Raw genomic sequence first — 23,994 nt, forward strand, 5'->3', positions numbered from 1 at the left:
AGTTGCTTAGCCGGACAACCTTGATCGGGGCGGTAAGGGCTACGACAGGACCGTTCGGCCGCCGACGAGTGCCTCCAGGGCCTGGGCCGACTCCGGGGCGAGACGATAGATCCCGTGCACGCTGACGGCGCGCAGCAGCTCTCCGTCGACGACGTGCTTGATCCGCCGCTCACCTCGTCGTGACCGGTAGGCCAGCTCGGAGAGGACATCGCCAGGGACAGGTGTGTCGAAGGTGAGCGGAGTTCCGGGCGGGCCGACCACGACCTCGGTGGCACAGCCTGCCTTCAGTGGCTTCCAGTGGATCAGCCGGAGGTAGTCCTCCATGGGTAGGTGGTCGCCGACCGTGTCGTACTCCAGCACGCGGCCGACCTCCATGGACCCGAGCACCCACATCCGCTTGCGGAAGACCCGTACCGGGTAGACCCGATCACCCGGCCTGACCCCGGCGCGCATGAAGCTGGGCAGTGACTGATGAGGTCCGCCGAACAGCACGCTCAGCCGCTCGCCCGCGAAGCCGCCGCCGATGAGGGCCTTGCACAGGTCATTGGTCCACAGGGTCGTGTACGCGTCTGCCATGGCCGGACGCTATCCGGTGCCACTGACAGCACGGCCGGTGCCGGCGGAAGCGCTGTTGTCGGGATGCGCGCCGCACTCTAGGCTTGGGCCCTCTTTCCTTTGTGGAACAGCGCCCCGGGATCTGACTCGCACTCTGCCCGGGGCGCTGCCGCGTCCGCAGGCGCGGCGGTCGACTGTCGGTGCCGAATGACAGAGTGCCGGCATGAGTTACGACCTCGCGGTGTGGGAGGGCGCTCCTCCCGCCGATGACGAAGCCGCTGGCAGACTGTTCGACTCGCTCTACGCCCAGTACGTGGCCTCCGACGAGGAGGTTCCACCGACCCCCGCCATATCGGCGTACGTCGCGGCTCTTCTTGACCGGTGGCCCGATCTGACCGAGGACGAGGATGACGTCTCGCCCTGGTCGACCGGTCCGCTCATCAACGAAGCCAGTGGGCCGTTGATCTACTTCCCAATGCGCTACAGCATGGCGGCCGAGGCCAGGGAGTACGCCGCGAACGTCGCCGCGTCCATGGGGCTTGTCTGCTACGACCCGCAACATGGACAGCTACTGACGTAGCCCGAATCGGCCTCGATCGGGCTCAGGCCAGGATGTGGACGAGGAACCATGTGGCGAAGCCTGTCCAGGCGATCGCGAAGATCGCGCGGCCCGGGCGGGTGTGGACACGGAACCACGCGCGGACGCGCTCGGACAGGGTGTTGCCGCCCTTGTTGTCGGCCAGGGCGAGCAGTTCGTAGGCGGCGCCGAGCGCGAGCAGGGCGGCCCAGATCAGGTCGGGCGTGGTCAATTCGTTCTCCGTCTTCTCCGCGCTGCTCTGTGATCCGGAGCCGTCAGCGGCCTGCCGCCGACCAGAGGGCGACGCCCAGAGCGGCGAGGCCCGTGAGGGTGCTGATGGTGGGGAGCGGCCAGCGGGTTCGTTCGAGGGCGGTGACGCGGGCGTCGAGCTCCTCGACGTCCTTGTCGATCTGGTCGGAACGCTGGACCAGGAGGGCGAGTTGGCCGTCGATGCGCGCGAGCCCGACTTCGAGGGCGCGGCGGAGTTCGGCGAGCTCCAGGGCGATCTCTCCGTCGGGCATGGCGGCTGCTCCTGTGGTCAGTTGATGGTGGTGGAGGCGGGGTCGGTCTTGGCGGGGAGCCACGAGGCCGTCCCGGGGCGGCCGAGCAGCGAGCCGACGGCGCCCTTGAGTACGGCGAGGCCCGCGGGGATCGCGGCGATGGCCGCTGACTCGAGCGCCGACAGGGTGACGACGTTGGTCGTGCCGGACGCGAGGAGGAGACCCAGGAACGCCTCGATGTACGTGAGGACGGCGCGCTCGCCGATGTCGGCGAGGAGCTTGGGGGTGCGGCTGGAAGTGGCCATGGGGTGGAGGAACCTCTCGACGTGGGGATCAGGGCTTGGGGACTCGGAGCTTGGCCCAGCTGGTAGGGCCCGGGATGCCGTCGGCGTCGTCGCCGGAGAAGCCGAGCTTGCGCTGCCACGCGGCGTATGAGCGGCGGTCGGCGTCGGTCCAGCGCGGGCCGGGGCCCTTGGCGTACCTGCTGCACCCCTCTGCCACGAGCCTCTTGCCCATTGCCGTGATCAGGGCGGAGCGCCGGCCGGTGCGGAAGTAGGCAGGGCCGGGGAACGGGGCGTACGTCGGCTTGTCGTCCGCGGGCTTCGGGCTCGTCGGCTTGCCGTCGAGGAGGTCGGCGACGGCGTCGCGGAACTCGTCCATCGCGATGCCGGCGGGGTCCGGCTTGCCGGGCTGCCACTCCTTGTGGGCGATGACCGAGGGCGCGGTCCAGCCGTGCGCCTGGCACAGGGCGGCGCTGACCTTGTGCATGGCATCGAGCTGGGTCGGCGGCCACGCCTGGCCGCCGCCGGTGTTGATGCACTCGAAGCCGTAGAAGCGCGCGTTGCCGTCCGTGTTGGCCTCGTTGTCCGGCGGCAGGGGCTGCTCGGCGATGACGGCCCTCAGGACGTCGTCGTCGCCGGCCCCGGCGTGGTTGGTGCGGCCGTAGCCGACGAGGTGCACGGTGCCGGAGCGGTCGATAACCCCGTGGCACAGCGGACCGGGCAGCGAGGTGTACCCGGTGCGGCAGAGCTCCACCATGCCGGCCTCGGTGGAGTACGGGCCGGTGTGGTGAATCATGACGCCGTGGACCGGGCCCCAGGCGCCCTTGTGGTCTCGGTTGTGAGTGCGCCAGCTGCCGTGCTCGACGACGCGGACGCCGGACTTCTTCAGGACGGCGAGGAACTGGTCTGCGGACAGTGGCTGGGCCACGGTGGGACGCCTTCTCCCCCGCGCCTCCGTGCTGCGTGCCGACCAGGAGCCACCTGACGGTCCCTCGGGGGCAGACGCGCGGTGCTGCTGCGTCCGGCTCGGGTGGAGGGTCACCAGAGCGTCTGGAGCCTATCCCAACTGATCTCCAGGGACACATGGTTGCGAGTGTCACCATGGTCCATCTGTGCGAGCCTTGATCACGTCTCAGTGGATCGGAGTCTTGATGAGGAAGAAGCGTTGGCCGGTAGGGGTGGTACTCGCCGTCGGGATCGCCCTCACGACCGGCTGTAGTGGCGATGGCCGCGATAACAGCAGCAAGCCCGCGCCAAAGGCGACTTCCGCTGAGACAGCCCGCGTGATCCTCTACAAGGAGGAGATCGCGAAAGCTCTTCCAACGCCGGACGCCGTGCCGCCTGGATGGGAGACGGCGGGGGAGCCTCGACTCTTCAACGACACAGGTGAGAGTGGACGCCTGGCATTCGGACGGACCGGCTACAGGGCGCCGGATCTCGACGGCGCCGTCGGGTTCAGCATCAGTTCGTACTCGGGTACGGCGGATGCCATGGCAGGGTTCAGCGAGTTCAAGGCGCAGTACGGCGATGCGACGCGCCCGACCTCGATCGTTGGGGCAGATCAGGCGTTCGCGAGGAGCGGATGCATCACTGAGCGTGCCTGCAGCGCCACCATCGTCGTGCGAGCGGGCTCGGTGGTGCTGATGGTCAACATCAACAGCGATGCTGGCGAAGCCCCGGATCCGAAGATCCTCAATTCGGTGAGTCGTATGCAGGTGGCGCGAGCCCAACAGGTCGAGCGCGGCGAAGCGCCGACGGCCAAGGCGTCCTGAGACAGGCTTCTACCAAATGTCGACGGCTGCCTTCACCGAGTTCTCCCGCGTCGCGGCCGACGGCCGTGGATACGGTGGTCGGTCAGATGCAGGTCGCCTGCTGCAATCGCTGCGCTACTTCGTGTACGTGACCCGGAGCTTGGGCGGGTAGGTCTGGCCGACGCCTTGAGCACGGCCGTAGTAGGTCTTGTCGGAGTTGTTCGGGTCCAGGGCGATGCCGCGCCAGGACGTGCTGTCGAAGACCGAAGTGATGTCGACCCACTTGCCGACGTTCTTGCCCCAGCTGATCGTCTTCGCCTCGCTGTCCGAGCTGAACGTCGATGGACGGGATGTGTGCTTGTGGGCCTTGACGACCGCCTTGCCGCCGCTGTTGTAGTACCAGTGGTCGAAGTAGAGGTAGATCTCGGCCTTCTGGATGGTGGCGCCGGACAGGTCGGTGGCGAGTGCGGAGGGGAAGCCGATCAGGCTCGCCTGCATGCCGTTGGTGGAGCTGTAGTAGCCCTGCAGGCACTTGTTGCCGTAGTACGAGTTGTACGAGCCGCGGTTGGCGTAGGAGCCGGACCAGCTCGCGTTGTAGGTCTTGGTGTAGGTCTTCTTTGGCGGTGTCGTAGTGCCGCCGCCCGTGTTGTACTGGCCGGTCTCCGGGACGTACGGGCCCAGGTCCTCGATGTACATCACGCCCGGGTGGTTGGAGCCGCCGAACAGGCGCACGGTCTGGCCGTCGGGGCCGTAGCGGCAGCGGAAGGTGACCAGCAGGCGGTGCAGTCCGGCGCCGAAGGCCGCGCCGGAGCGGATGGTCTCCAGGTGGATGCGCCGATAGCCGGCCGTGGGCAGGGGGTAGATCGCGGACTGGATCTGCGGTGAGGAGATCGACGGGGTGCTCGGTCCGCCGTCCTTCAGGGCGAGGACGAGCTCGCCGCCGGACGCGGAGGGGTCGGCGTAGCAGTCCAGGACGACGCGGTACATGCGGCTGGTGTCGGCGTCGAAGGACAGCTCGACGAAGCCGTAGTCCGTTGTGCCCGCGGTGACGGAGGTCGCCTGGTAGTCGATGGCGACCAGGCCGCGGGCGAAGCCGGACAGGTAGGTCTCGATCGGGTCGCCGGCGATGATGAGCCTGCCCGCGACGGAGAGGTCGCCGACGCCGGTGTTGCCGTCCTGGTCGATGGTGGCGACGGCGGTGCCGTTGTTCGTCAGGGTGAGGTAGTTCGGGGTGCCGGTGGTCAGTGAGACGGCCTCGTCGCCCGACGCGTCGTACAGGCGCAGTCCCTGCGGGGACAGTTCGGCGCGGGCCCGCCGCCGGGGGTGGAGAGCACGGCGCGGCATTCGAGGTTGTCGAAATAGGCGCTGCCGGTGGTGGCCTCGTTGCCGTTGCCGTCGACCCCGATGCGTACGTTGCCCTGGGTGGCGTTGGCCGGGATGGTGATGATCTTGGAGATGCGCTGCCAGGTGCCGTCGGCGACGGGGGCGGACACGACGATGCCGTCCGAGCCGAGGCGTGTTCCGGACTCGTCGTAGAAGCCCAGGAAGAACTTCACGCTGGCGCCGGTGAAGTCGGTGGTCGTCTTGTAGTCGGCGCCGATCCAGTAGCGGTCTCCGGGCAGCATCGGGGACGTGGCGTGCTGCAGCCACCGGTACGTGCCGGCGGCCGGGGTGATGCGCAGGCACTTCGCGGAGTTGTTGCCGCCGTCCTCGATGGCGTAGATCTCCGGGTCCTGGTTGGCCAGGGCGGCGGCGATGACGCCGGTCTCGTAGGAGGGGTCCCCGACCAGGTTGCCGGTGGTGCCGATCGCCAGCCGGGACGCTGACAGTGAGCCTGCGGCGATGTGGCGCGCGGTGAGGGTGTTGGTGGCGATCTCGTCGCCGGTCAGGGACAGCGCCTTGACCTCCCGGGCCGTGATGGTGCCAGCCACGATCTTCTCGCCGGTCACGGACTCCGCGGCCAGCTCCAGGGTGCCGATGGACTCGGCCAGCACCATGCCCGCGCCGATGACGGTGCGGACCTGGGCGTTGTCGAAGTCTGCGGTGCCGACGGTGGCTTGGAAGCTCTGCAGCCATACGGTGGCGGCCACGGTCCCGGCCGGGGCCTGGACCTGCTGGCTGATGGTGGCCCAGTCGGCGCCCGGGGTGGGGGTGGCGATCGCCGTGCCGTAGCCGAGCACCGTGCCGGCCGCGTCCTGCCAGCGCAGGTAGAGGCGGAGGGAGTCCCCGGCCCAGTCGGCTGAGGCGCGGTAGTCGAAGGCGAGGAAGAATCGGTCCCCCGGCGAGACGGCCAGCTCGGTGATCGGCAGACTCCGGGATGTCGGCTCACCGCTGGTGCCGTCGACCCGCAGGCCGCGGGGGGAGTTGTTGCCCTCGGCGAGCTGCCACTCGGAGGAGGCGGCGACGAGCTGTTCGGTGAAGGCGCCCTCGAAGGAGGGGTCGGGCATGAGGTTGCCGGTGCCGATGGCGAGCTGGTTATGGCCCACCGCGCCGATCCGCAGCTTGGCCTGGGAGACGGCGTTGTCGGCGAGCGCGGTTTCGTCGACGATGCCGTCGAGGACCTCCTGGGCGACGACCGGTGCCGGGCCGACCGGCCCGCTCTGGGCGGATGGGGCGGAGGCGGTGCCGGAGGTGTTGCGGGCCAGGATGCGGACGTACAGCGGCTGGTCTGTGGGGATGGTCAGGGTGCTGCCGAGCGGGGACTCGAACGTGCCGCGCAGGGTGGCCGCCGTGGGGATGAAGTTGTCGAGCGTCGTGGCGTGGACCTCGATACGGGCGAAGTCCAGCGGCGGCGCGGGTGCGTCGGTGAAGCTCCCTTCCCATGTTGCCGACACGCCTCCGAGGACCGGGGTGACGGTGGGCTGGCTCGGGGTGGGTGGTGGCGGAGCGTTGACGATGTTGACTGCGGTGGTGCCGTCCGGCTGCTGGCCGATGACGGCACGCAGCGAGCCGTTCTCGTCGTACACGTCGAGCGCGCCGTTCTCGATGGAGGAGTAGGCGAGTTGGGAGGTTCGGGTCCGCTGGGCGAAGCGGCGCTCGAGGTCGGCGATGCGGGCCGCCAGCCGTGCCAGGTCGTTGGCCACGTGAGTCAGCTCCCGTAGGTGAAGCGGTCGGCGCGGGCGAGGGTGAGGGTGATGCGCTCGGGGTCGTCGCCCTGTGGCGGGCGCAGGGTCCAGCCGGTGACGCGGCACCAGCCGTCGTAATCGGTCCACTGGTCGTGGAGGGTGACGCGGATGTCGTCGCCGATCTGCCAGGAGCCGACCGGGGCCGCTGGGTGGTCGATGAGCTCGATCTCGGTGATCTCGCCGAGGATCTGGCGGGCGGTGCGTTCGGTGCGGGCGCGGGCGGCGAGCCGGTCGTTGCCCTTCTCCGCGGGAACCTCCAGGACGTGCTCCAGGCGGAGGCGTCCGTTGCGGATGGCGTCGATGGCGCGGCGACGGCCCCGGCCCTCGCCGGCGCCGAGGGCGATGACGACTTGGGCGTAGGAGTCGGCGTCGTAGGTCACCGGGACGGTGGCGGCCGCGTTGACGCCGCTGGCGAAGGAGATGTCGGTGCGGCGGGTGCCCAGGCGGGGCCAGCCGAGCCGGATTCGTCCCACGGGCCGGTCGTTGGACCAGTCGGTGGCCTCGGTCCACTCCGGGCCGCCCTCGATCTGTGTCATGTCGTCGATGACGGAGCCGAGGACCGGCGCCTCCCACCAGTCCGTGCGGTACGCCTCGGCCGGGCTGCCGGCCTTCGCCCGGCTGGTGACCGGGTCCACGGTGACGCCGAGGTTCCCGTCGGGCTGGGACTGGGCGTAGGCCCAGGTGTCGCGGATGACCTGGCACGGGTCGGCGTTGACGTACGGGCCGCGCCCGTTCAGGTTGCCGTGGACGTCATGGCGGCGGTGCAGGTAGCTGCCCCACCCCGCGGCCTCGATCGGGTAGGCGGCGCCTTCGGGTTCGGCGCGCCAGATGAGGCCGCCCCACAGCAGGGCGTTGTCCCGTTCGACGGTGAGCAGCGTGTTGCCGGGATCCAGCTGCGTCGGCAGCAGGTGGGCGAGACGGGGAGAGAGCCGGCCGGAGAAGTCACCCGCCGCGTTGAGGGACAGGCCGAACTCGACCTCGGAGAGCGGGAGATCGGCGGTCAGCGGCTTGCCGGTCAGGGCGTGCCAGGTGCGGTACCGGTACGTGGGCACGTCGGCTCACACCACACCCTCGGTGAACTCCACGTCCGAGATCAGGCTTGTGCCGCTGTCGACGTGGATGTCGCCGGTCTCGGACCTGTACATGTACGTCTGCAGGTACAGCGGCTGGGTGGTGCCGCGCATCGCCGGTGAGACGCTGATGTTGTCCGCGACGATCACGTTGATGCGTCGGATCCCTTTGCCCTGGTTGTCGTCGACGACGGTGCCCTGGCCCAGGTCGGTGCCGAGGACCCCTCGCATCTGGGCGAAGACGTTGGAGGCGCTTTCCCGCAGCCCAGCCACCGTCACAATGACCTTGGCATTGGTGGCCCAGGACGGTACGCGGACGCTCCAGCGGGCCGCGCTCGGCCAGGTGTGCCACTTGTTGTCGGAGTACCCGAGGGTGCTCAGCGCGGTGGGGAAGGAGGTGTACAGCGTCCGCTCCCGGCGCGGGTTCGCGATCCGGCGCACGTCCTTGATCATCGAGTCTGTGATGACCGTGGTGTTGGCCGGGATGTCCAGGCGGGCGAGCGGGATCGCGGTCATCCCGGACGGCACACCCGTGGTCGTGGCCGACACGTTGCTGACGACGTGGAAGTAGCCGATCTCGTCGGTCTCCGGGTCCCGGGTGCCCTCGTACTCCGGGTCTTCTACGCGCAGGCAGACCAGGTCGGAGCGGGGGCTGGCGGCGGTCGGCGCGACAGGCACGACGGCGTAGCCGACGTTGTACTGCGTGTAGGAACCTTGGCCCCACGTGGCGCCGCGGATGACGGCGGAGCCGTCCGCGACGCGCACACCAGCCGTCGGCGTGGACAGCTGCCGGACCTTGAGGTCGTCGCCCTCGGTCACGCCCTGGGAGCCGCGGGCGAGGTCGCGGACCATCATGCGGAAGGCCCTGGCCTCGTGGGTGCCTCCGTGGGTGAGCAGGGGCGGGTTGATCAGCGTCATGGGAATCCTTCGGTTCGCAGACGGTTCACAGGGCGGCGTAGGCGGCTCGCCAGGTCACGGCCAGGCGGGTGGCGCCGGTGTAGTCGCGGGCGGTCCACCACAGCTCGCTGCTGCCGGGCGGGATGGTGAACGTGTCGAGGCGGGAGGCCGCCGACAGGGCGGGGGCGAGGTTGCCAGTGCCGTTCTTCAGCGCCCAGCGGGTGCCGGGGCGGGTCTCGATGTCGACGTACTCGCCGGTCTTGAGCGAGACGGCCAGCTCCAGCACCCGGCCGGACTGCACGTGCCGGATACGGGGATTGCTGCACGGGCCGATGATCCGCAGAGACGGCCAGGCCGGCAGGTCGCCGTCGTTGTGGACCCGGCCGCGCCGCTCGTCGGGGATCGCCACGCCGGTCGTCAGCGGGGCCACCAGCGGCGCGCGGAGACCGCCCAAGCCGTCGGTGGACAGGGCCAGCGTCAACGCGGAGGCGTCGTCGGCGTGGAAGCGCGGGTCGAGCGCGGCGAACTCGATGTCGAGCGGGATCCAGCCGTGCAGCGTGCTCGCCGTGCTGGTGGCCTCGACGCGGCGCAGCCGCCCGTACAGGCGGCGCGTCGTGCGGCCCGGCCAGCGCAGCCGCAGTACCGTCTGCGCTCCGGGGCCCGTACGCACTGCTGGGTCGTCGGCCGCGCGGTGGAGGCGGGCGAGCAGGTCGAGAGCGCGTGCTGGATCGCCCGGCGTACGGATGCCCGCCTCGATGCGGACCGTACGCGGCCCGTACAGGTCGACGCCGGGGAAGGCACCATCCCCGGCAGGGTTGTCCACATCCTGTGTACGGAGTTCGGGGACGCCCAGCCCCTCGACATCCCCGACCGGGATGTCGGTTCCAGGACCGATGACGACACCGGCGACCTCGATCTGCCACTCGGCGAGTTCAGGCATCAAAGTCGGCCTCCTCTCTGGGCGTTGCGGAGGCGGCGCATGACCTCGGCGCCGATCTGCTGCGGGGTGGCCTGCGCCGAGGTGACGGTGACCGGCATCGTGCCGATCAGCGGCTGTCGCTCGCGTACGTACACGACCTGGACGGTCCCTGCCGGGCGGGCGTCGACCGTGCGTACGGGCGCGGGGGCGGCTTCGGCCGAGGCGAGCTGGAGCCCGAAGCGCTGGGCCACGTCGGTGAGGACGGCCGTGGCCGCCGCGCGCTTGGCCGGCGCGAGCGGGATGAACGCCTCGCCGCCCGTGCTCGCCTCCGCGAACTTGATCAGCGCGGTGGGCGAGGAGTAGACGCCGGGCTCCCAGATGCCGCCGTCCGCGTACGCCAGGCCCTTGTTGGCCTTCGCAAGGTCGGAGAGGAACATGGTCGCGCGGGAGCCGAGCGCGGACCTGATACGGGACTGGCCGAGGTTGCCGACCTCGATAATCCGGTCCTCCTCCAGGCCGGTTGTGTCGGCGACCTTGTGGATGCCGGTGGTGCTCGTCCTGATCGCGCTGATGATGGTCAGCAGGTCCGTGAGGTCCTCGGCCGCGAGGGTCCTGGCGGCCGCCCTCGCCACGTCGTTGGCCTGCCGCGCCCGCTTCGGGTTCTTCACGGCCTCGGCGGCCAGCTTCTCCGCTGCCTCGTCTCCCTGTTCGGCGAGCCGCGCGGCGAGGTCGCCGTAGCCGAGGGCAGCGAGCCTGGCCAGGTTCTGCTCGAAGGCGCTCTGGTCCTTCACGGCCTGGCGGAGCTGGGCGGTGAAGTCGCCGAGGGTCGCCTTCGCGACCAGGCCCAGCCGTTGAAGGTCGGAGGCCATCTCCTTGAGGTACTTCGACGAGCCGGTGGCCATCTTGTGAGTCAGCTCGATGCCGTCCTCACCCATGGCCTCGAGCGCGTCGGCCACGTCCTGGCCCGCGCGCCGGGCGACGGTGCGCAGGTCCTTGCGCCACCGCTCGGTCCGTCGCACCGCCTTGGCGAGGTTCTTCTCGAACCTCGACAGGTCGAAGACCTCGACCTCCTTGCCCTTCCGCTTCACGGTGCGCATGGAGTCCGACCGGATCGACGACACCGACACGAGCTCGCTCCCGCCGCCGGAGGGGGCGTAGGACCAGCCGGACAGGCCGCCGGCCGCGTACCAGGTGACGTCGCCGCCGAAGCGCCGGACGACCTCCTCGACGATCGCCTTGCTGCGGGGGCGCTTGCTCACGGCGAGCGGTACGTACGCCTCGCCCTGGGTCTCCGGCTCGGCCCACACCCGCCAGGAGCCGGCCGGGGCGATCTGCGCGACGTGGTTCTCGCGGCGCACTCCTCCGTTCGCGAAGTAGTCGACGACGGCGCCGTCGGCGCGGGCCTGGATGGAGTCGGGGATGCCGTTGGCGTCCTGGTCCCACGAGGTGGCCTTGAGGAAGACGCCAACGCCGACGTTCCGTCCGTAGATGTTGTTGATCGCACCCTGAATCGTGCCGATCGAGGTGAGGGGCGGCTGCGTCGGCACCGTGACCTCGGCCTTGCCGTCCGGCAGGGTGCGGATCTTGAAGCCGAGGTCTTCCAGCTCCTGGCGGGCGGCGGCGGTGGGCGCGCTGATCGTGACCGTCTTCGCGTTGGGCGTGGTGCGTAGCTTGTCCCGCATCGCCTGCAGGGAGGCGAGAGCCCCCTGTGTGGCGGCGCTGACCTTGACGTTCTTGCTGCCGGGGACCGTAGCGAGCTGGTCGATGAGCGCCTTCAGGGTGCCGCGGGCGCCCTTCGTGGGAGCCGTGATCTTGATTTCCCGGGTGCCGGGGACGGTCTTCACGGTGAAGCCGAGGTCCTTCAGCTTCTTCTGGGCGTCCTCGCTGAGCGAGTCCACGCGGATCGTGGTCGACTTCGGCAGCCGGTCGAACTCGGCCTGCACGGCGAGGAGATCCGCGAGCGTGGAGTCCATGCCCTCGGTCTCCAGCAGCAGCGACACCTTGGACGGCAGCAGGCCGAGGCTGTCCGCGACCGCCTCCGCCTGTTCACGCGTCAGCCCGTAGCCCTGGGCGGCCTTGACCGCGGCCGTGCGCGCCTTGTCCATCTGCTCGCGGGCGGCGGCCAGGGATTCCGGCAGCGACGCGCCGTTCTGCTGGGCGAGTGCGTACGCCGAGACCGCGGCGTCGGCGGCGGCGTCGCTCAGGGACGTGAGGGACTGGTAGAGCTGCTGGCCGTTGCGGGTCGTGGTGTTCAACGTGCCGTTGTTGTTCAACAGGGCCTTGCCGAAGCCGTCGGCCTTGTCGATCCCGTCGTCCAGGGCCTCGTTCACGTTGAGGATGGCGCTGTTCACGCGTGCCTCGGCGGCCTGGAGCGAGATGCTGCCGCCGGAGAGCAGGTCGAGGGCGTCCTTGAGCGCGCGGGTGCGCTGGTCGGCGTCCGCCGTCCGGTCGGCCAGGGAGCCGACGGCGGCCTTGAGCTTGTCGTAGGCGGTGACGCCCTGACCGGTGCCGCGCTGAGCTTCGGCGAGGTCCTTGGCACGCTGGACGGACTCGTCCATCTCTCCCTTGACGCCGTTCAGGGCGTCGGCGGCGTCCTGCGCTCTGCGGCCCAGGACGTCGTAGCCCTGCCAGGTGTCGCCGAACTCGTTGGTCTGCCACACGTCGTCGTGCGCGTCGGCGACCGCCTGCAGCCGACCCTGGAGGTCATCCAGGCTCACGCCCTGCCCGAGGTAGGCGTCGGTGAGCTCGGACAGCGAGACGCCCGCGTTCTTCATGACGTCGACCAGGCGCTGGCCTCCGTCAGCCGTCTTCGTGTCCATCAGGAACTTCGCGGCCTGGGCCCGGACGTTGGCGTCGATGGCACCGTTGGAGGCGAGCAGCGCCTCGGTCAGGTCGCTGATCCGCTGTTCGTGCGCGGCCGCCCTCTCGGCGGCCTTCTGCTGCCGGTCGGCGAGAAGGCCGAGCCCGACGGCGACACCGGTCAGCGCCAGTCCCCAGGGGCCGCCCATGACTCCGACCAGACCGCGCATCGCACCGGTCAGCCCGGTGCCGGCGGCCCGGGTGATGCCGCTGAGCGTGCCCCGGAAGCCGGATCCGGCCGTGGAGGCGGAGCGGAACGAGGCCGTCATCGCGCCGATGACCGGGACCCGGGTCTGCAGGACTGCGAAGGCCGCCCCGTAACGGGTCACCGCCTGCCCCGAAGCCGTGGCCAGAGCGCGCTGTACGGCCATCTGCTGGTTGAGGGACTGGAACGCCCCGGTCACCCGGCCACGGACGGTGGAGGCCAGGTTGGACATCACCGGGCTGACACGGCGGGCCAGCAGCATGGCGAGGATCGCCGTCTGGACAGGGCCGGGCAGGGAGCCGAACCCGGAGACCAGGCTGCCGATGATCGTCCCGATCGGCACCAGGACGCCTGAGAGGTACGCGACCGCGGAAGCCGCGGCGTCCAACACCATCACGACGACGTCCAGGGAGTTGGCGGCGCCGTCCGACTCATCACTCACGTCGGCAAGGGCTCTGCCGATGGGGCTCAGCCCGTCCGCCAGGTTGGCCAGCACCGTCATCAGGGCCTTGCCCGCGTTGATGAGGAGGTGCAGCCCGTCGGCGAGGGCTTCTCCACCCAGCGCCTTCAACGGGTCGAGGAGCTGCTCCGCCTCGTCGATCAGGCCACCGAGGCCCTCCTGTGCCCGCTGCTTGAGCTCGGGACCGTAGAGGGTCGCCAGGTCGCGCCCGTACTCGATCGCGGCGACGAGGTACGGCGTCGCGGACGACAGGCCCTGCGTCATGAGCCGGGTCACGTACTCCAGGCCCGGTGCCATCGCGTCGTACAGCGCGAGGCCGGTCTGCCGCGTCTGCTTCCGCAGCAGCGTCATCGCGCCCGCCAGGCCCTGGCCGCGGGCGGCGGTGATCTGCGCGGCCGCGCCCGTCTCGCGTACGGCGAGGTTGAGCGCGTCGAAGGACTCGGTGCCCTGGTGGGCGAGCGCGATGGCGCCGGACATGGCGGGCTTGCCCATCGCCCTCTTCACCGCGGCGGTGAAGTCCTGCTGCGACATCTCGTGCTGGGCGCGGCTCAGCTCCTCGATGACGTACCGCAGTCCCTTGAACCGGCCCTGGGTGTCCCACGCCTCGATGCCGAGGGCCTTCAGCCCTCTGCGCATGTCCTTGGTTGGCGCGGCGAGGTTGGCCATCATGCCGCGCAGCGCGGTGCCGGCGGTCTGGCCGAGGATGCCGGCCTTGCCGAGCATGCCGACGGCGCTGGCCGCGTCCTCCATGCTGACGCCGAGGCCGGCGGCGACAGGTCCGGCGTACCGCATGGCGTAGTAGATGTCGATGATGCCGCCGGAGGCGTTGTTCGCGGTGGCGGCCAGGATGTCGGCGGCGCGGGCGGCTTGGTCGGCACCGAGGCCGAACTGGTCCATGATGTCGCCGAGGTAGCGGGCCGAGTCTGCGGCGTTGACTCCGGCGGCGGAGGCGAGCTGGAGCGAGGCGCGGGTCGCGGAGATGGCCTGGTCGGTGCGGAAGCCCGCCTTCGCCAGTTCCACCATCGCCTCGGCGGCGTCGGCCGCGGTGGTGGTCGGGAGGGTCAGGTCGTTGCCGAGCTGGTTGGCCATCCAGGCGGCGCGCTGCATCTGCCCGGCGGTGGCACCGGTCACCGCCTGGAAGACGTTCATCTGCCGCTGGTAGCGGTTGCCCTCCTCGACCAACTGGCCCGTGCCCAGGAAGAGCGCCCCTCCGGCAAGGAGGCGGCTGAGCGCGCCCGCCTGTCGGCCAGCGCCCTTGAGGGAGCGCTCCAGTACGCCGGCGTCGCTGCCCGCGCGGCGCAGGCGGTCACCGGTCTGGCCACCCCGGGTGCCGAGGGTGCCGAGGCGGGTGGCGGTGGCCTGGGCACGGGTGCCGAGGAGGTCGATCTGCCGGGCGGTGCGTCGGCTGGAGGCGTCGAGCGTGGCGAGGCGGCGATCGAGGTCGCGCGTACGGCGGCCCAGGTCCCGGGCAGCGTCGGCGGCCGAACGCAGCCCGGAGATCAGGCTGTTGGCCTGCGCCGTCAGCTGGACGGTGAGGTTGTACGTCGCCATCCGGCTGGCTCACCGCCCGTTCGGCGGGTCGTCGCCGTGCAGCGCGTCGTACGCCTGGCGGGGCAGGAGGGTGATCTTGATGCCGTAGCCGGGGCGGCCCTCGGGTACTTGGTCGCGCTCCTGTGCGATGAGCTCGCAGCCTGGGCAGCGCATGGTGTCGGTGACGTACGCGTGCTGGTGGCCGCCCTTGGCCGGGTCCCACTCCTCCGCTCGCGTACGGCAGTCCGGGCACAGCGTGCGCTGCCACTGCTGCCAGGCCAGGGCCTTGGCCCGGTCCAGGTCGCTCCAACGGCCGTCCCCGCCGAGGAGCCGCGAGTGCGGGATGCCGTACCGCTCGCACAGCTCCAGCTCGGCCCGCAGCCGCGGGTCGGCCGTCAGCCTTTTCCCAGGTCGGCGGCCTTGTCGGCCCGGCCCTCCTGTTGTACCTCCCATGCCGCCTCCCACAGGGCGTTCGCGTCCGGCGTCGACCAGGAGTCGAGGAGCTCGCGCGCCTCGGCGTCGCTCATGCCGTCCGTGCTGGAGGCGGCGATCAGCGCGGCTGGGAAGGTGTCGGGGTTGAACGCGGCTCCGTCGGCGGCCTGTTCGTCGGTCGGCGGATGAGCGTGGATGAGCTCCTCGAGGACCGGGCGCGGCAGCGCGCGGAAGGTGAGGTAGACCGATGCCCTGTCGAGCGCCTCGCGTGCCGCCTCGCAACGCTCGGCGGCGAGGCGGGCCCGCTCGGCGAACACGCCGTTGTCCGCGTCGCTCTCGGCAAGCAGCCGGGCCCGGTCGGCGGCCCGCCTGGCCTCGTCGTACTCTGTGCGCCGCGCTGCGTCGTCGCAGATCCGAAGAACGCGCTCTGGAAGCGAGCGGCGGCGCAGCCGCTCCATCTTCCGCTCCCACGACACCGCGCCCTTGCCACCGGCGGCCATCAGGCGGTACCCGTCGAGGCGGCCGGGACAGCGGCGTCCAGCGCCGGCGGGGACGTGATCGAGAAGATCGCCTGGAACTTCGCCGCCTCGTTGCCCGCGTTGTACTGCGCGGCGCGGGACGCAACCTGCACAGGGAAGGTGTCCATCGACTTCGACCCGGGGACATCGCCCTTGCGCAGGAAGACGACGAAGCCGCTCGCGCCCTTGGGCAGCAGGGTCTCGATGGTGTCGCTGAGCTGGTCCTCGTAGAAGGTGATCGAGGAGTTGTCGGCCTTGTCGTTCCCCGGGATCGAGGACGAGAAGGTCGACGCCATGTCCGGCGTCTCGATCGCCTCGTTCGTCAGCGACCAGCCGTCGACATCGCTGATCGCCTCGGTCAGGTCGGTCGCGTTCGGCGCGGAGATCTCCTCGCGGATGGGGATCATGTTCTCGGCGGCGACATCCTTCAACCAGAGGATCTTGGTGATGCCGCGCCGCATGAAGCGCTGCTGAGCCACAGGGCACTCCCAGAAGGGTGCTGCGCCGGGCTCGTCGGCCGGGCGTCCGCGTGGCTCCGCGGTGAGAAGAGGATCAGGCAGGCGTCACGGTGATCGTGAACCGCTGCACGTAGGTAACGATACTGCCCTGCGAACCGTCAACCGGTTCTCCGTCGGCGTCGTAGGTCAACTCCCGGTCGATCACGCGCATCCCTGGAACGTCGAGGTTCCTCAGCCGGCCGGCGACCACCACCCGCACCCGGTCACCGAGCCACTGCACCTGATCGGCCCGCTCGCCAACGCTCGTCGCCTGGTACGTCCACGCCGCGTCGGCCTGCCAGTCGCCGAACGACGGACCGGAGAACTCGCCGGGCAGGCTGTCGAGGATCAGATACGGGAAGGCCGTGGGCTGCCCATCCGGGCCCCGGGGCAGCACGCCGAGCCCACACGGCCGACCGGTGCCGGCGGCGAGCACGTCGACGAGCGCTCGCGTAAGCGGCAGCCGAGGCGGGCTCACCGCGGCAGCACCCCCTTGCGCAGGGCCTCCAGGAAGGCCGGCTCGGTCTGCCGAAAGGCGGGCTCGATGTGCGGATACGGCGGCTGCCTGAACGCTCTTCCAAGCCGATCGACGCCGACGAACCCGTACTCCAACCGCCGCGACTGCGGCGCGTCCGTGAACACCACCGCACTCATGCGCCCTCCACCCCCGGTCACCTTCACGTCCCAGGAAGCCCGGTACTGGCCAGTGATCACGTTCGGCCCCGGCCGCCCGGAGGCGTTCTTCTGGATCCGCACCCGCAACAGCATCGCGTGGTGCCGGGTGATCGCCCGCGTCCGGGCCCGGACAGCTGGCCCGAGGCGCGTGAGAGCAGCAGCGAGCTCAATCGGGTTGCGGAACGCCGCAGCGTCCGGGTGGGCGTTGGGATGCTGGTTCGGGGAGCGCACGGTGGAGCCTAAGGGCTCCACCGCCGCAGTCACATACGCTCGGTCTTCTTCGCCGACCTGTTCATCCAGGACTGGCAGGCCCATCGGGCCAGCCCGCCGACGACGAGGGACACGAGGATGGCGCCCCAGTCGATGACGTGAGGTAGCCCTGGGAAGAAGGCGAAGAAGGCGAGAGTCGCGACAAGCCCAACGAGGAACGCGGCGATCCCGGCCCGCCGACGTCGCGTCTCCTCTGCTTGGTCCGGCCCCGGTTCTTGCTGCTGCTCGGTCATGAGCGAACTCACTTCGTGATGTGGTGGCACTGGCTCACGCGGCGCACCCCGTTGACGTGGAGGTGGGCGCACGCCTTGCCATAACGAGGCAGCGTCTGCGGATGGTTGTTCCGCATCGGGTCGATCTTGCACTCGCTGTGCGTCTTGCCGCGCGAAGTGCGGTAGGTCTTGTTGTTCGTGTCGGCGTACGTGAAGTCGATGCGCCAGTTGCAGAAGCCGCTGCCGAGCGCGGCGACGAACCCGCAGTCGACGCCGGCGTTCTGGTACGTGATCTTTCTGCCGTCTCCCCGGATGATGTGTGTGAACATGCAGCCGGTCGGGACCTTCATCGTCGCGCCCCCCACGCTGTACTCGAAGGTCTGGACGGGAGTCGAGCCGACAGCACTGGCGTGGGCGGCTGTGGGGGAGGTTAAGAGGAGGGCTCCTACCGCGGCGAAGGCGGCGGTGAGGCGTGTGACGTACTGCATGGCCAAGGCGGCTCTCCTTCCGAATGAACTCCTGATGATCACCAGGGACAACTGCGCCTTCAGTGGGCTGGTTGCAGGAAGCCGGCCGATCTCATCAGCACGAGCGATCGAGGTGCTCAGTGGGCTGACCAGCAGAAACGTTCACGGTCGCCAGGATCACGTGACGGCCTTCAACTGGACGACTCGGACCACGGCGTAGGTCCCAACACCGATGTCGGTGACGCGAAACCTGCGGTCAGTCAACTGCGCGTCCCGCACCGAGCGCGATACCCGTACCACGTCATCGACCTGTACTGCTGGCAGGGACAGAGGAAGGAGCGCCTGGTACGCGGTCGGGGCAGGAAGGGCCGCGACCGCTCCGCCGAAGGGTGGCACGCCTACGAGCTGCCCTGGCCGCGTGATCGCACCCAGGCCCTCCCAGACCAGGACGGGAGCCGCTCCGTCCGGCCGCAGCTCGCCCGTCGCCTCGTCGAGGTCGTCGCCGGCTGCCCCGTCCGCATCCCGCCACAGCTGGAGCTCATCGTCGAGCAGCCCCTCCACGACCCGCCGCACCCCCGACAGGTCAAGCGCCACGGGCCCACTCCACCAACTGCCGCATCACCGCCGCCGTCCCGCCGCCCGGAACGTTCTCCAGGTCCATCCGTGCCAGCGCCGCGCGCTCCACCTCCAACGGGTCCAGCGCCTCCAGGAACGCGGCGGCGGCCGGACCGGGGTCCTGGGGCGCGCCGACCTCGACCCGAGCGAGGAGATCCAGTTCGGCGGGCCAGGTCCCGGTCGGGCGCAGATGCAGCACGACGCGTGGCAGATCGTGAGCATCAGCGTGCAGGTCCACGGCAGCGACGTGCTTGCTGACGTCCCTGCCGCCCACAGTGAGGGCGTACGAGCGCCCGTCGAAGGTCATCTGGAAGCGATTTGCCGTCGTCACCGGCGGAGCCTAAACCCATGGGCCGACACCGCGTTCGCCCGATAGCGTCCGGCAGACGAGGAGGGGGAACATGGCTCTGCCGAAGAAGCGTTCACGCACCATTTCTGTGGACGGGATGCCGTACCGCTGGTACGTGCGTGGCCGGCCCACGTACTGTCAGGGGATGGCGTGGTCGTCCATGACGTACGCCGTCGAGCACGCAGAGCGTCCAGGTGCGGTCCTCATCGTCGAGACAAACCGCGCTCACACCCGCAACTGGGTGGGGGCCGAAACGACCCCCGTGCTTCCTGCCGAGGTCGCTGACAGCATCCGGCGCGCGCGTCTTCTGGGCTGGGAACCGACGAGCCCCAGGAAGCCCTTCAGGCTCACGCCGACGACCGGCGGCGGCATCAGTCGGTGTCCGTAGCGGCCAGCAACGTGACCCGGGTTCGGTCCCGGTTCAGGGTGGCCAGCCCGATGTCCCAGGCAACGTGGTGGTACCAGGGAGTCGCAGCGCCGAAGCGGTACCAGTCGCACGCGGCAGCGCGCTCCTCGGCCTCCGGGGCCGTCGCGTCCATCCCCGTCCCGGCGAGCCCGCCAAGGGAGCGCCAGGCGGCGAGACGTCCGTAGGCACCGTACAGGCCATGGCTGTATGCCCCGCCTGACGAGGCCGCCGCGAAGAGGACGCTCCACGCGGCTCCAGCGGTGGACCGGGCCACCGAGAAGTCCGTACGGTGGGTGTGGCCGGCGAGGCAGTCGAGGCCGAGGCCGAGCAGGGCCCGCGGTACGTCCGGCTCGTCCAGGGGATGTTCCAGGTCGAATGCGCGAGCCTCGATCCGGCCGTTGGACTCGTCAGCCCAGTTGGCCACAGCGGCGGGTACCGAACTCAGGTCGGCCTCTGCCGATTCGTGCACCGCGAACTGCCCAGAGCGCAATGGAAGGGGCTGGACGACCTCGTTGACGGGACCGAAAGGGAGCGAGGACGTGCTTCCCTGAACCGAGTAGCTGGGCAGGTCGGCACCGGACTCCAGCACCGAGCGCCGCAACGGCAGCCAGGCAAGCGGATGCCGGCCGATCCCCGGGCCGGAAGCCCAGTACAGCGCCTCCGGCAGATCGGCGAGCTCGAACCCCCTCACCACCAGCTCGTGAACCGTGCAAGCCCTCAGCTCATCGGAGGCTCCCGCACCCGAGCGCGCACCGCGGAACAGCGGACGAAGACCGTCGGCGTCCTGTGCCGACGCGATCAGGGACGCCACATAGCGCGCCCGCTTCCGCGCCGACCGGTCCTCACCCCTGACCACGCGCAGGAGCTGCTCGACCCCACTGCCTCCCGGAGCCAGGGCCAACAGCCGAATCGCGCGGTCCAGGACGCTCTCGTACTGCCACACCCGAGCGGAACCGGAAACCGACCGCCGGACCAGTTCCGCCCCAAGGTCTCCAAGGAACGAGACATCTCCGTCAGCCATGCGGTGGTCCAGCTCTGCCCACACGCTGTTGACGTCCCGGGTCTCGGGCAGCTTGCTCACGATCTTCTCTATGCGGTGATCCACGCTGCTGACCCTACGCATGGCTGGAGCTGACCAGGCGGCGAGGGAGGGGTGCCGTGATCGCGTCCATTGCGTGACAAGGAAACCAGAGCCTTCCGGGCCGAAGGTACGGTTCAGTCATGAGGCTGACGGGTGAATCGCAGCGGCTGGCAAGGTTCGAGTGGCGGGGGGACGTCCTTCACGGGCGCCTCATAACCACCACCAATGGCGATGATGTCCTGGAAGTGCTGACCGCTGATCCGCTGAGCGGCGCGGTGGAGCCCACCGGCCGCCGCCTCCCCCTCGAGGACGTACGTCTACTCGCCCCCGTCACGCCCGGGAAGATCGTCGCTGTCGGCCGGAACTACGCCGATCACATCGCCGAGTTGAGCCTCGACACGCCAGCCGCACCCCGGCTCTTCTTCAAGCCGCCGTCCGCTGTGATCGGCCCCGGAGAGCCGATTCGCTACCCGGCTCAGTCACGCGAGGTGCACTACGAGGCCGAGCTCGCCGTCGTCATCGGCCGTACGGCGCGTGACGTCCCCGCCGAGCAAGCACTGGACTACGTCTTCGGCTACACCTGTGCCAACGACGTGACCGCCCGGGACATCCAGCGGGCGGACGGGCAGCCGTCCTGGGCGAAGGCGTTCGACACGTTCTGCCCGCTCGGCCCGTGGATCACCACCAACCTCGACCCGACGAAGCTCGACGTGCGCTGCGAGGTCAACGGCACCGAACGGCAGTCAGCCGGGACGGACACGATGCTGCATCCGGTCGCCTCCCTGCTGGCGTACATCACGGCGGCGGTCACCCTGGAACCGGGGGACGTGCTCCTCACCGGCACGCCCGCAGGGGTGGGGCCCGTCGTTCCGGGTGATGAGGTGGCCGTGCGCATCTCCGGCATCGGTTCCCTGGTCAATCCCGTGGCCGGTCGGTAGCTCCACTCAGGCCCGCAGCAGCTCGGCGAACTCCCTGCCGACGGGGAGCTGGGAGTGTCCGGCGGTACGGCTGAAGTCGGTGGCATACTTCATGACCATGCCGGTGCGATGTTCGTCCGGCAGCGACGTCAGAGCCTGTGCGGCGGTGCGGTACGCCTCCTCCGGTTCGCCGTCCCGCGCGAGGCACACCGCGCGGTCCAGGCGGAGCAGGGTCGGATCGAGGTACTCGGTGGGCGGATACAGGTCGAGCGCTCGGCGCTGGACCTGCCAGGCGTCCTCGGTGCGTCCCAGGTGCGTCCACGCGTTGCCGAGGTGCCAAAGGAACTGGCGCTCGGTGTGGCCGAAGGAAGGGTCGTCGCGGTCCTCGGCGGTGAGCCGGCCGAACGCGTCCTCGGCCCGGCGCAGCAGCGGCAGAGCCTCGTCTCCCCGCCCAAGGCGGGCGAGCGCGCGGGCCTCGACAAGCAGGCCCCGGGTGGTGGCGGGGCTGACGGTGTCGCCCAGGATGTGGCGCGCCCTGGCCGCCTGCTCGTGGGCGGAGGCCGGAGTCCCGTAGTAGAGGGAGACGATGGCCGAGCGTACGGTGAGCGCTCCTTCGAGCTGGTTGTCGCCGGCCTCCGAGGCGGCGAGGCGTCCGGTGTGAAACCATCCGCGGGCTTCTCGGCGGGCACCGAGAGCGGAGGCGAAGATCCCTGCCAGCGCCGCGAGTTGGGCGGCGACCCGGCACAGGCGGCGGCGGTAGCGGATGGGCTGTCGCTGCTCAAGGAGCCGCTGTACCTCGGTGAAGTCGGCGAGGACATCGGCGAGGAGCCGGTGCGGCGGCACGGTCTGGTAAGCATGCGCGTACTCCAAGGCCGTGGTCTCCCAGCGCTCCAGGGTCGCAGGCCCGATGACCGACGATTCCAGCGCCAGGTCCATGCGCTGCCGGGCGGCAGCCATGACCTCCAGTGCGGACTCGGTGATGCCAAGACTCGTTCCGACGACAAGCCCCCTGATCAGGGTTCGCCGCTTCATCTCGTCCTCCTCCAAGAGCACGTTCGCCACCGCTTCAGGCGCGTGCTCCTGTTCTTCCTCGGTGCGTGCCGGTGTGACGTCGTCGGTCACAGGAAGCGGTGAGGACTCCGCTAAGACAAGCAGCTTCTCGGCGGTCCAGCCCGGGAACATGCGCTCGAGGACCTCGCACGCCTCAGAGCGTGGCACGCCCTTGATCTGCCCCAGGCGCCACCGATCGAACTGCTTGCGCTGCGGGGTCACGTCGTCCAGGCGCAGGTCGGTGCAGATCTTCCGGAACTCGCGGGTGAACCGCGCGTAACCCCAGCCTCGTTCCCGCACCAACATGCCGAACACCGTCAGCTGTCTGTCGCCCACCGTGCCCCCTTCGCATGGACACCGCCGGGCCCTGCGCCCGTATGCGGCGATTGTCGATCACCTACCCACCTCGTGGCCCCGCAGGACGCACTCAAGTCCCAGAAGACCACGGCAAGGCTCATCGGGGTCCAGAACGACCAGATCGGGGCCGTAGGAAAGTCCGTCGGCCCACCGTCATCGTTCGGTGACCGCGAACGCGTGGCCTCACAGCCCGCCTTGTGGTCCCAAGTCCCGACGTCCGGAAGGGCTGGACGATGGTGTCCTCGGTTCCCTCCTCGATCCTCACCACGAGCCTCACGGGCTCCCGCGCCATTTCCGCGGATGGGGCACGCATAGCGCCGTCGCCCGTCGACGTCGCCTTCGTACGTGAAGCCTCGCGGGTCGCTCAGGCCCGGCGGATCGGGGCGGCATGGCTGCGCAACGTGTGCCGTGTGCCCCAGGGCCGTGTCGACTCCGCCGAGGTGGTGATCTCGGAGCTGGTCAGCAACGCGATCGTCCACGGGCGAGGCAGGACTGTGGGCTTACGGATGAGGCGCACGGCCGGTCAGGTCCGTCTGGAGGTCGACGACCGCTCCCCGTCCGCGGTACCCGGTCCCCAGCAGGCCGGGGTCGGGGCGGAGCGGGGGCGCGGCTTGTGGCTGGTGAAAGCGCTCGTCGACGAGCTCGACGGGAGCTGGGGCTTCACCGCTGACGGCACGGTCGCCTGGTGCGTCTTTCCCGTCGGGCCCGCGTCCTCGCGTGAGAACGGGAGGCGGACGGCGTGAGCGATGTGGTCGAAGCGCGACCGCAGCGAGTCCCGCCCGGCACTCGGGTCGTCGTGTACGCGTGCCTCTCACCCGAGGCCGTTCCGACGGCAGCGCCGGAGCAGGGGCTGCGCGGCGTGCTCCGGTACGTGGACGAGCGCGGCTGGATCCCCGTGGCGACGTTCGTCGACCGGGCGGCGGTGCTTTCCAGCCGGGCCGACCGCCCCGAGTGGCCGAGGGCGCTCGCCGCAGTCGAGGAGGGGCGGGCCGAGGGGATCGTGTCGCCGTCGATGGTGATGCTCTGGTTCCACCAGGAAGATCGGGACTCGCTCGCGAACTGGCTGAACGCGACCGGGGCGTTCGTCTCGACTCCCGGAACGCACACGGATCCGGGGCGGCGCCGCGCGGGCGGCTCCCCTCGCACACAGACGGCAGCCGCCCCTCCGCTCGCGACCGGATCGAAGCGCAGGTGCCGATGACCTCGACGCCCACAGACACGATCCTCCGTCGGCGACGGCTCGCCCGATTGCGCTGGGCGCTCCGGCACCCGTTCCGGCTGCTCCAGCGCTACGGCTTCGGCTGGTTCCAGTTCGCGGTCCTTGTCGTGCCCGTCCTGCTGACCGTCTGGGCCGCCATCGACCCCACCAACCTGTTGCGCTCGTAGCCCCACTCCCTGAATCCAACCCCTCCCTACAGC

Annotated in this window: 28 protein-coding genes; 6 read left to right on the top strand and 22 right to left on the bottom strand. The window is 70.1% G+C overall.

All coding sequences use genetic code 11. From position 1 onward, the window contains the following. Positions 1–39 precede the first annotated feature (39 nt). Positions 40–576 carry a hypothetical protein gene (locus I3F54_RS02760; protein ID WP_240116926.1) on the bottom strand — a complete coding sequence of 179 codons (537 nt, stop codon included), beginning with the start codon at positions 574–576 and terminating at the stop codon, positions 40–42. Between the two features lie 202 nt (positions 577–778). On the opposite strand from I3F54_RS02760, the gene I3F54_RS02765 reads away from it, so the two are divergent. Next, positions 779–1,135 (top strand): hypothetical protein, encoded by a 357-nt coding sequence (locus tag I3F54_RS02765; RefSeq protein WP_240116927.1) that lies wholly within the window; start codon positions 779–781, stop codon positions 1,133–1,135. Positions 1,136–1,157: 22 nt separating this feature from the next. Here the strand turns inward: I3F54_RS02765 and I3F54_RS02770 are convergent, their stop codons facing one another. The 4 genes from I3F54_RS02770 to I3F54_RS02785 are packed head-to-tail and all read right to left on the bottom strand — an operon-like array spanning position 1,158 to position 2,841. Beyond that, complete coding sequence (locus I3F54_RS02770; protein WP_240116928.1) at positions 1,158–1,364, bottom strand: hypothetical protein; 207 nt, start codon at positions 1,362–1,364, stop codon at positions 1,158–1,160. Between the two features lie 43 nt (positions 1,365–1,407). Further along, entirely contained in the window at positions 1,408–1,653 is a 246-nt protein-coding gene (locus tag I3F54_RS02775) for a hypothetical protein (RefSeq protein WP_236244211.1), read from the bottom strand. A 17-nt stretch (positions 1,654–1,670) separates the two neighbouring features. Beyond that, complete coding sequence (locus I3F54_RS02780) at positions 1,671–1,937, bottom strand: hypothetical protein (protein ID WP_240116929.1); 267 nt, start codon at positions 1,935–1,937, stop codon at positions 1,671–1,673. A 28-nt stretch (positions 1,938–1,965) separates the two neighbouring features. Next, on the bottom strand, positions 1,966–2,841 hold the full coding sequence (locus I3F54_RS02785; protein WP_240116930.1) for a peptidoglycan-binding protein: 876 nt from the start codon (positions 2,839–2,841) through the stop codon (positions 1,966–1,968). A 355-nt stretch (positions 2,842–3,196) separates the two neighbouring features. Here I3F54_RS02785 and I3F54_RS02790 point away from each other — a divergent pair, with 355 nt between their 5' ends. Beyond that, positions 3,197–3,685, top strand: coding sequence for a hypothetical protein (locus tag I3F54_RS02790; RefSeq protein WP_240116931.1), 489 nt, complete (start codon positions 3,197–3,199; stop codon positions 3,683–3,685). 114 nt (positions 3,686–3,799) lie between these two features. Here the strand turns inward: I3F54_RS02790 and I3F54_RS02795 are convergent, their stop codons facing one another. The 16 genes from I3F54_RS02795 to I3F54_RS02870 form a co-directional block, all read right to left on the bottom strand. Beyond that, positions 3,800–5,008 carry a hypothetical protein gene (locus I3F54_RS02795; RefSeq protein ID WP_240116932.1) on the bottom strand — a complete coding sequence of 403 codons (1,209 nt, stop codon included), beginning with the start codon at positions 5,006–5,008 and terminating at the stop codon, positions 3,800–3,802. Next, positions 4,906–6,747 (bottom strand): hypothetical protein, encoded by a 1,842-nt coding sequence (locus I3F54_RS02800; RefSeq protein WP_240116933.1) that lies wholly within the window; start codon positions 6,745–6,747, stop codon positions 4,906–4,908. The genes I3F54_RS02795 and I3F54_RS02800 overlap by 103 nt, the downstream gene beginning before the upstream one ends. 5 nt (positions 6,748–6,752) lie before the next feature. Next, positions 6,753–7,841 (bottom strand): hypothetical protein, encoded by a 1,089-nt coding sequence (locus tag I3F54_RS02805; RefSeq protein ID WP_240116934.1) that lies wholly within the window; start codon positions 7,839–7,841, stop codon positions 6,753–6,755. 6 nt (positions 7,842–7,847) lie between these two features. Beyond that, entirely contained in the window at positions 7,848–8,777 is a 930-nt protein-coding gene (locus tag I3F54_RS02810) for a hypothetical protein (protein WP_240116935.1), read from the bottom strand. 25 nt (positions 8,778–8,802) lie between these two features. Next, a complete protein-coding gene (locus tag I3F54_RS02815) occupies positions 8,803–9,696 on the bottom strand; it encodes a phage tail family protein (RefSeq protein WP_240116936.1) in 894 nt (297 codons plus the stop codon). Beyond that, complete coding sequence (locus I3F54_RS02820) at positions 9,696–14,750, bottom strand: phage tail tape measure protein (protein ID WP_240116937.1); 5,055 nt, start codon at positions 14,748–14,750, stop codon at positions 9,696–9,698. The genes I3F54_RS02815 and I3F54_RS02820 overlap by 1 nt, the downstream gene beginning before the upstream one ends. A gap of 9 nt (positions 14,751–14,759) precedes the next feature. After that, the gene (locus I3F54_RS02825; protein WP_240116938.1) at positions 14,760–15,182 is read right to left on the bottom strand and encodes a hypothetical protein; all 423 of its coding nucleotides are present in this window, start codon (positions 15,180–15,182) and stop codon (positions 14,760–14,762) included. Further along, a complete protein-coding gene (locus I3F54_RS02830) occupies positions 15,125–15,661 on the bottom strand; it encodes a hypothetical protein (protein WP_240116939.1) in 537 nt (178 codons plus the stop codon). Before I3F54_RS02830 ends, I3F54_RS02825 begins: the two co-directional genes overlap by 58 nt. Further along, the gene (locus I3F54_RS02835) at positions 15,661–16,158 is read right to left on the bottom strand and encodes a hypothetical protein (protein ID WP_240116940.1); all 498 of its coding nucleotides are present in this window, start codon (positions 16,156–16,158) and stop codon (positions 15,661–15,663) included. The genes I3F54_RS02830 and I3F54_RS02835 overlap by 1 nt, the downstream gene beginning before the upstream one ends. A gap of 73 nt (positions 16,159–16,231) precedes the next feature. Beyond that, positions 16,232–16,654 (bottom strand): hypothetical protein, encoded by a 423-nt coding sequence (locus I3F54_RS02840; protein WP_240116941.1) that lies wholly within the window; start codon positions 16,652–16,654, stop codon positions 16,232–16,234. Further along, positions 16,651–17,115, bottom strand: coding sequence for an HK97 gp10 family phage protein (locus tag I3F54_RS02845; protein ID WP_240116942.1), 465 nt, complete (start codon positions 17,113–17,115; stop codon positions 16,651–16,653). Before I3F54_RS02845 ends, I3F54_RS02840 begins: the two co-directional genes overlap by 4 nt. Next, the gene (locus I3F54_RS02850) at positions 17,112–17,354 is read right to left on the bottom strand and encodes a hypothetical protein (RefSeq protein ID WP_240116943.1); all 243 of its coding nucleotides are present in this window, start codon (positions 17,352–17,354) and stop codon (positions 17,112–17,114) included. The genes I3F54_RS02845 and I3F54_RS02850 overlap by 4 nt, the downstream gene beginning before the upstream one ends. An 8-nt stretch (positions 17,355–17,362) precedes the next feature. After that, a complete protein-coding gene (locus I3F54_RS02855) occupies positions 17,363–17,821 on the bottom strand; it encodes a hypothetical protein (protein ID WP_240116944.1) in 459 nt (152 codons plus the stop codon). A 156-nt stretch (positions 17,822–17,977) separates the two neighbouring features. Continuing rightward, positions 17,978–18,394: a DUF6093 family protein gene (locus tag I3F54_RS02860; protein ID WP_240116945.1), complete on the bottom strand. Its 417-nt coding sequence runs from the start codon at positions 18,392–18,394 to the stop codon at positions 17,978–17,980. Next, positions 18,384–18,746, bottom strand: a complete 363-nt coding sequence (locus tag I3F54_RS02865; protein ID WP_240116946.1) for a hypothetical protein — start codon at positions 18,744–18,746, stop codon at positions 18,384–18,386. Before I3F54_RS02865 ends, I3F54_RS02860 begins: the two co-directional genes overlap by 11 nt. A gap of 389 nt (positions 18,747–19,135) precedes the next feature. Next, a complete protein-coding gene (locus I3F54_RS02870) occupies positions 19,136–20,275 on the bottom strand; it encodes a DUF6183 family protein (RefSeq protein WP_240116947.1) in 1,140 nt (379 codons plus the stop codon). Positions 20,276–20,391: 116 nt separating this feature from the next. Between I3F54_RS02870 and I3F54_RS02875 the strand changes: the two genes are divergently transcribed. Further along, complete coding sequence (locus I3F54_RS02875) at positions 20,392–21,189, top strand: fumarylacetoacetate hydrolase family protein (protein ID WP_240116948.1); 798 nt, start codon at positions 20,392–20,394, stop codon at positions 21,187–21,189. Positions 21,190–21,195: 6 nt separating this feature from the next. Here I3F54_RS02875 and I3F54_RS02880 read toward each other — a convergent pair whose 3' ends face one another. After that, complete coding sequence (locus I3F54_RS02880) at positions 21,196–22,554, bottom strand: hypothetical protein (RefSeq protein WP_240116949.1); 1,359 nt, start codon at positions 22,552–22,554, stop codon at positions 21,196–21,198. A gap of 254 nt (positions 22,555–22,808) precedes the next feature. Here I3F54_RS02880 and I3F54_RS02885 point away from each other — a divergent pair, with 254 nt between their 5' ends. Genes I3F54_RS02885 through I3F54_RS02895 form a run of 3 tightly spaced genes read left to right on the top strand, consistent with a single transcriptional unit; the run spans position 22,809 to position 23,961 of the window. Beyond that, the gene (locus tag I3F54_RS02885) at positions 22,809–23,318 is read left to right on the top strand and encodes an ATP-binding protein (RefSeq protein WP_275675616.1); all 510 of its coding nucleotides are present in this window, start codon (positions 22,809–22,811) and stop codon (positions 23,316–23,318) included. Beyond that, the gene (locus tag I3F54_RS02890; protein ID WP_240116951.1) at positions 23,315–23,776 is read left to right on the top strand and encodes a hypothetical protein; all 462 of its coding nucleotides are present in this window, start codon (positions 23,315–23,317) and stop codon (positions 23,774–23,776) included. The genes I3F54_RS02885 and I3F54_RS02890 overlap by 4 nt, the downstream gene beginning before the upstream one ends. Beyond that, positions 23,773–23,961 (top strand): hypothetical protein, encoded by a 189-nt coding sequence (locus I3F54_RS02895; protein WP_240116952.1) that lies wholly within the window; start codon positions 23,773–23,775, stop codon positions 23,959–23,961. Before I3F54_RS02890 ends, I3F54_RS02895 begins: the two co-directional genes overlap by 4 nt. Positions 23,962–23,994 lie beyond the last annotated feature (33 nt).

Source organism: Streptomyces sp. MUM 2J (genome assembly GCF_022414535.1).
GTDB lineage: Bacteria > Actinomycetota > Actinomycetes > Streptomycetales > Streptomycetaceae > Streptomyces.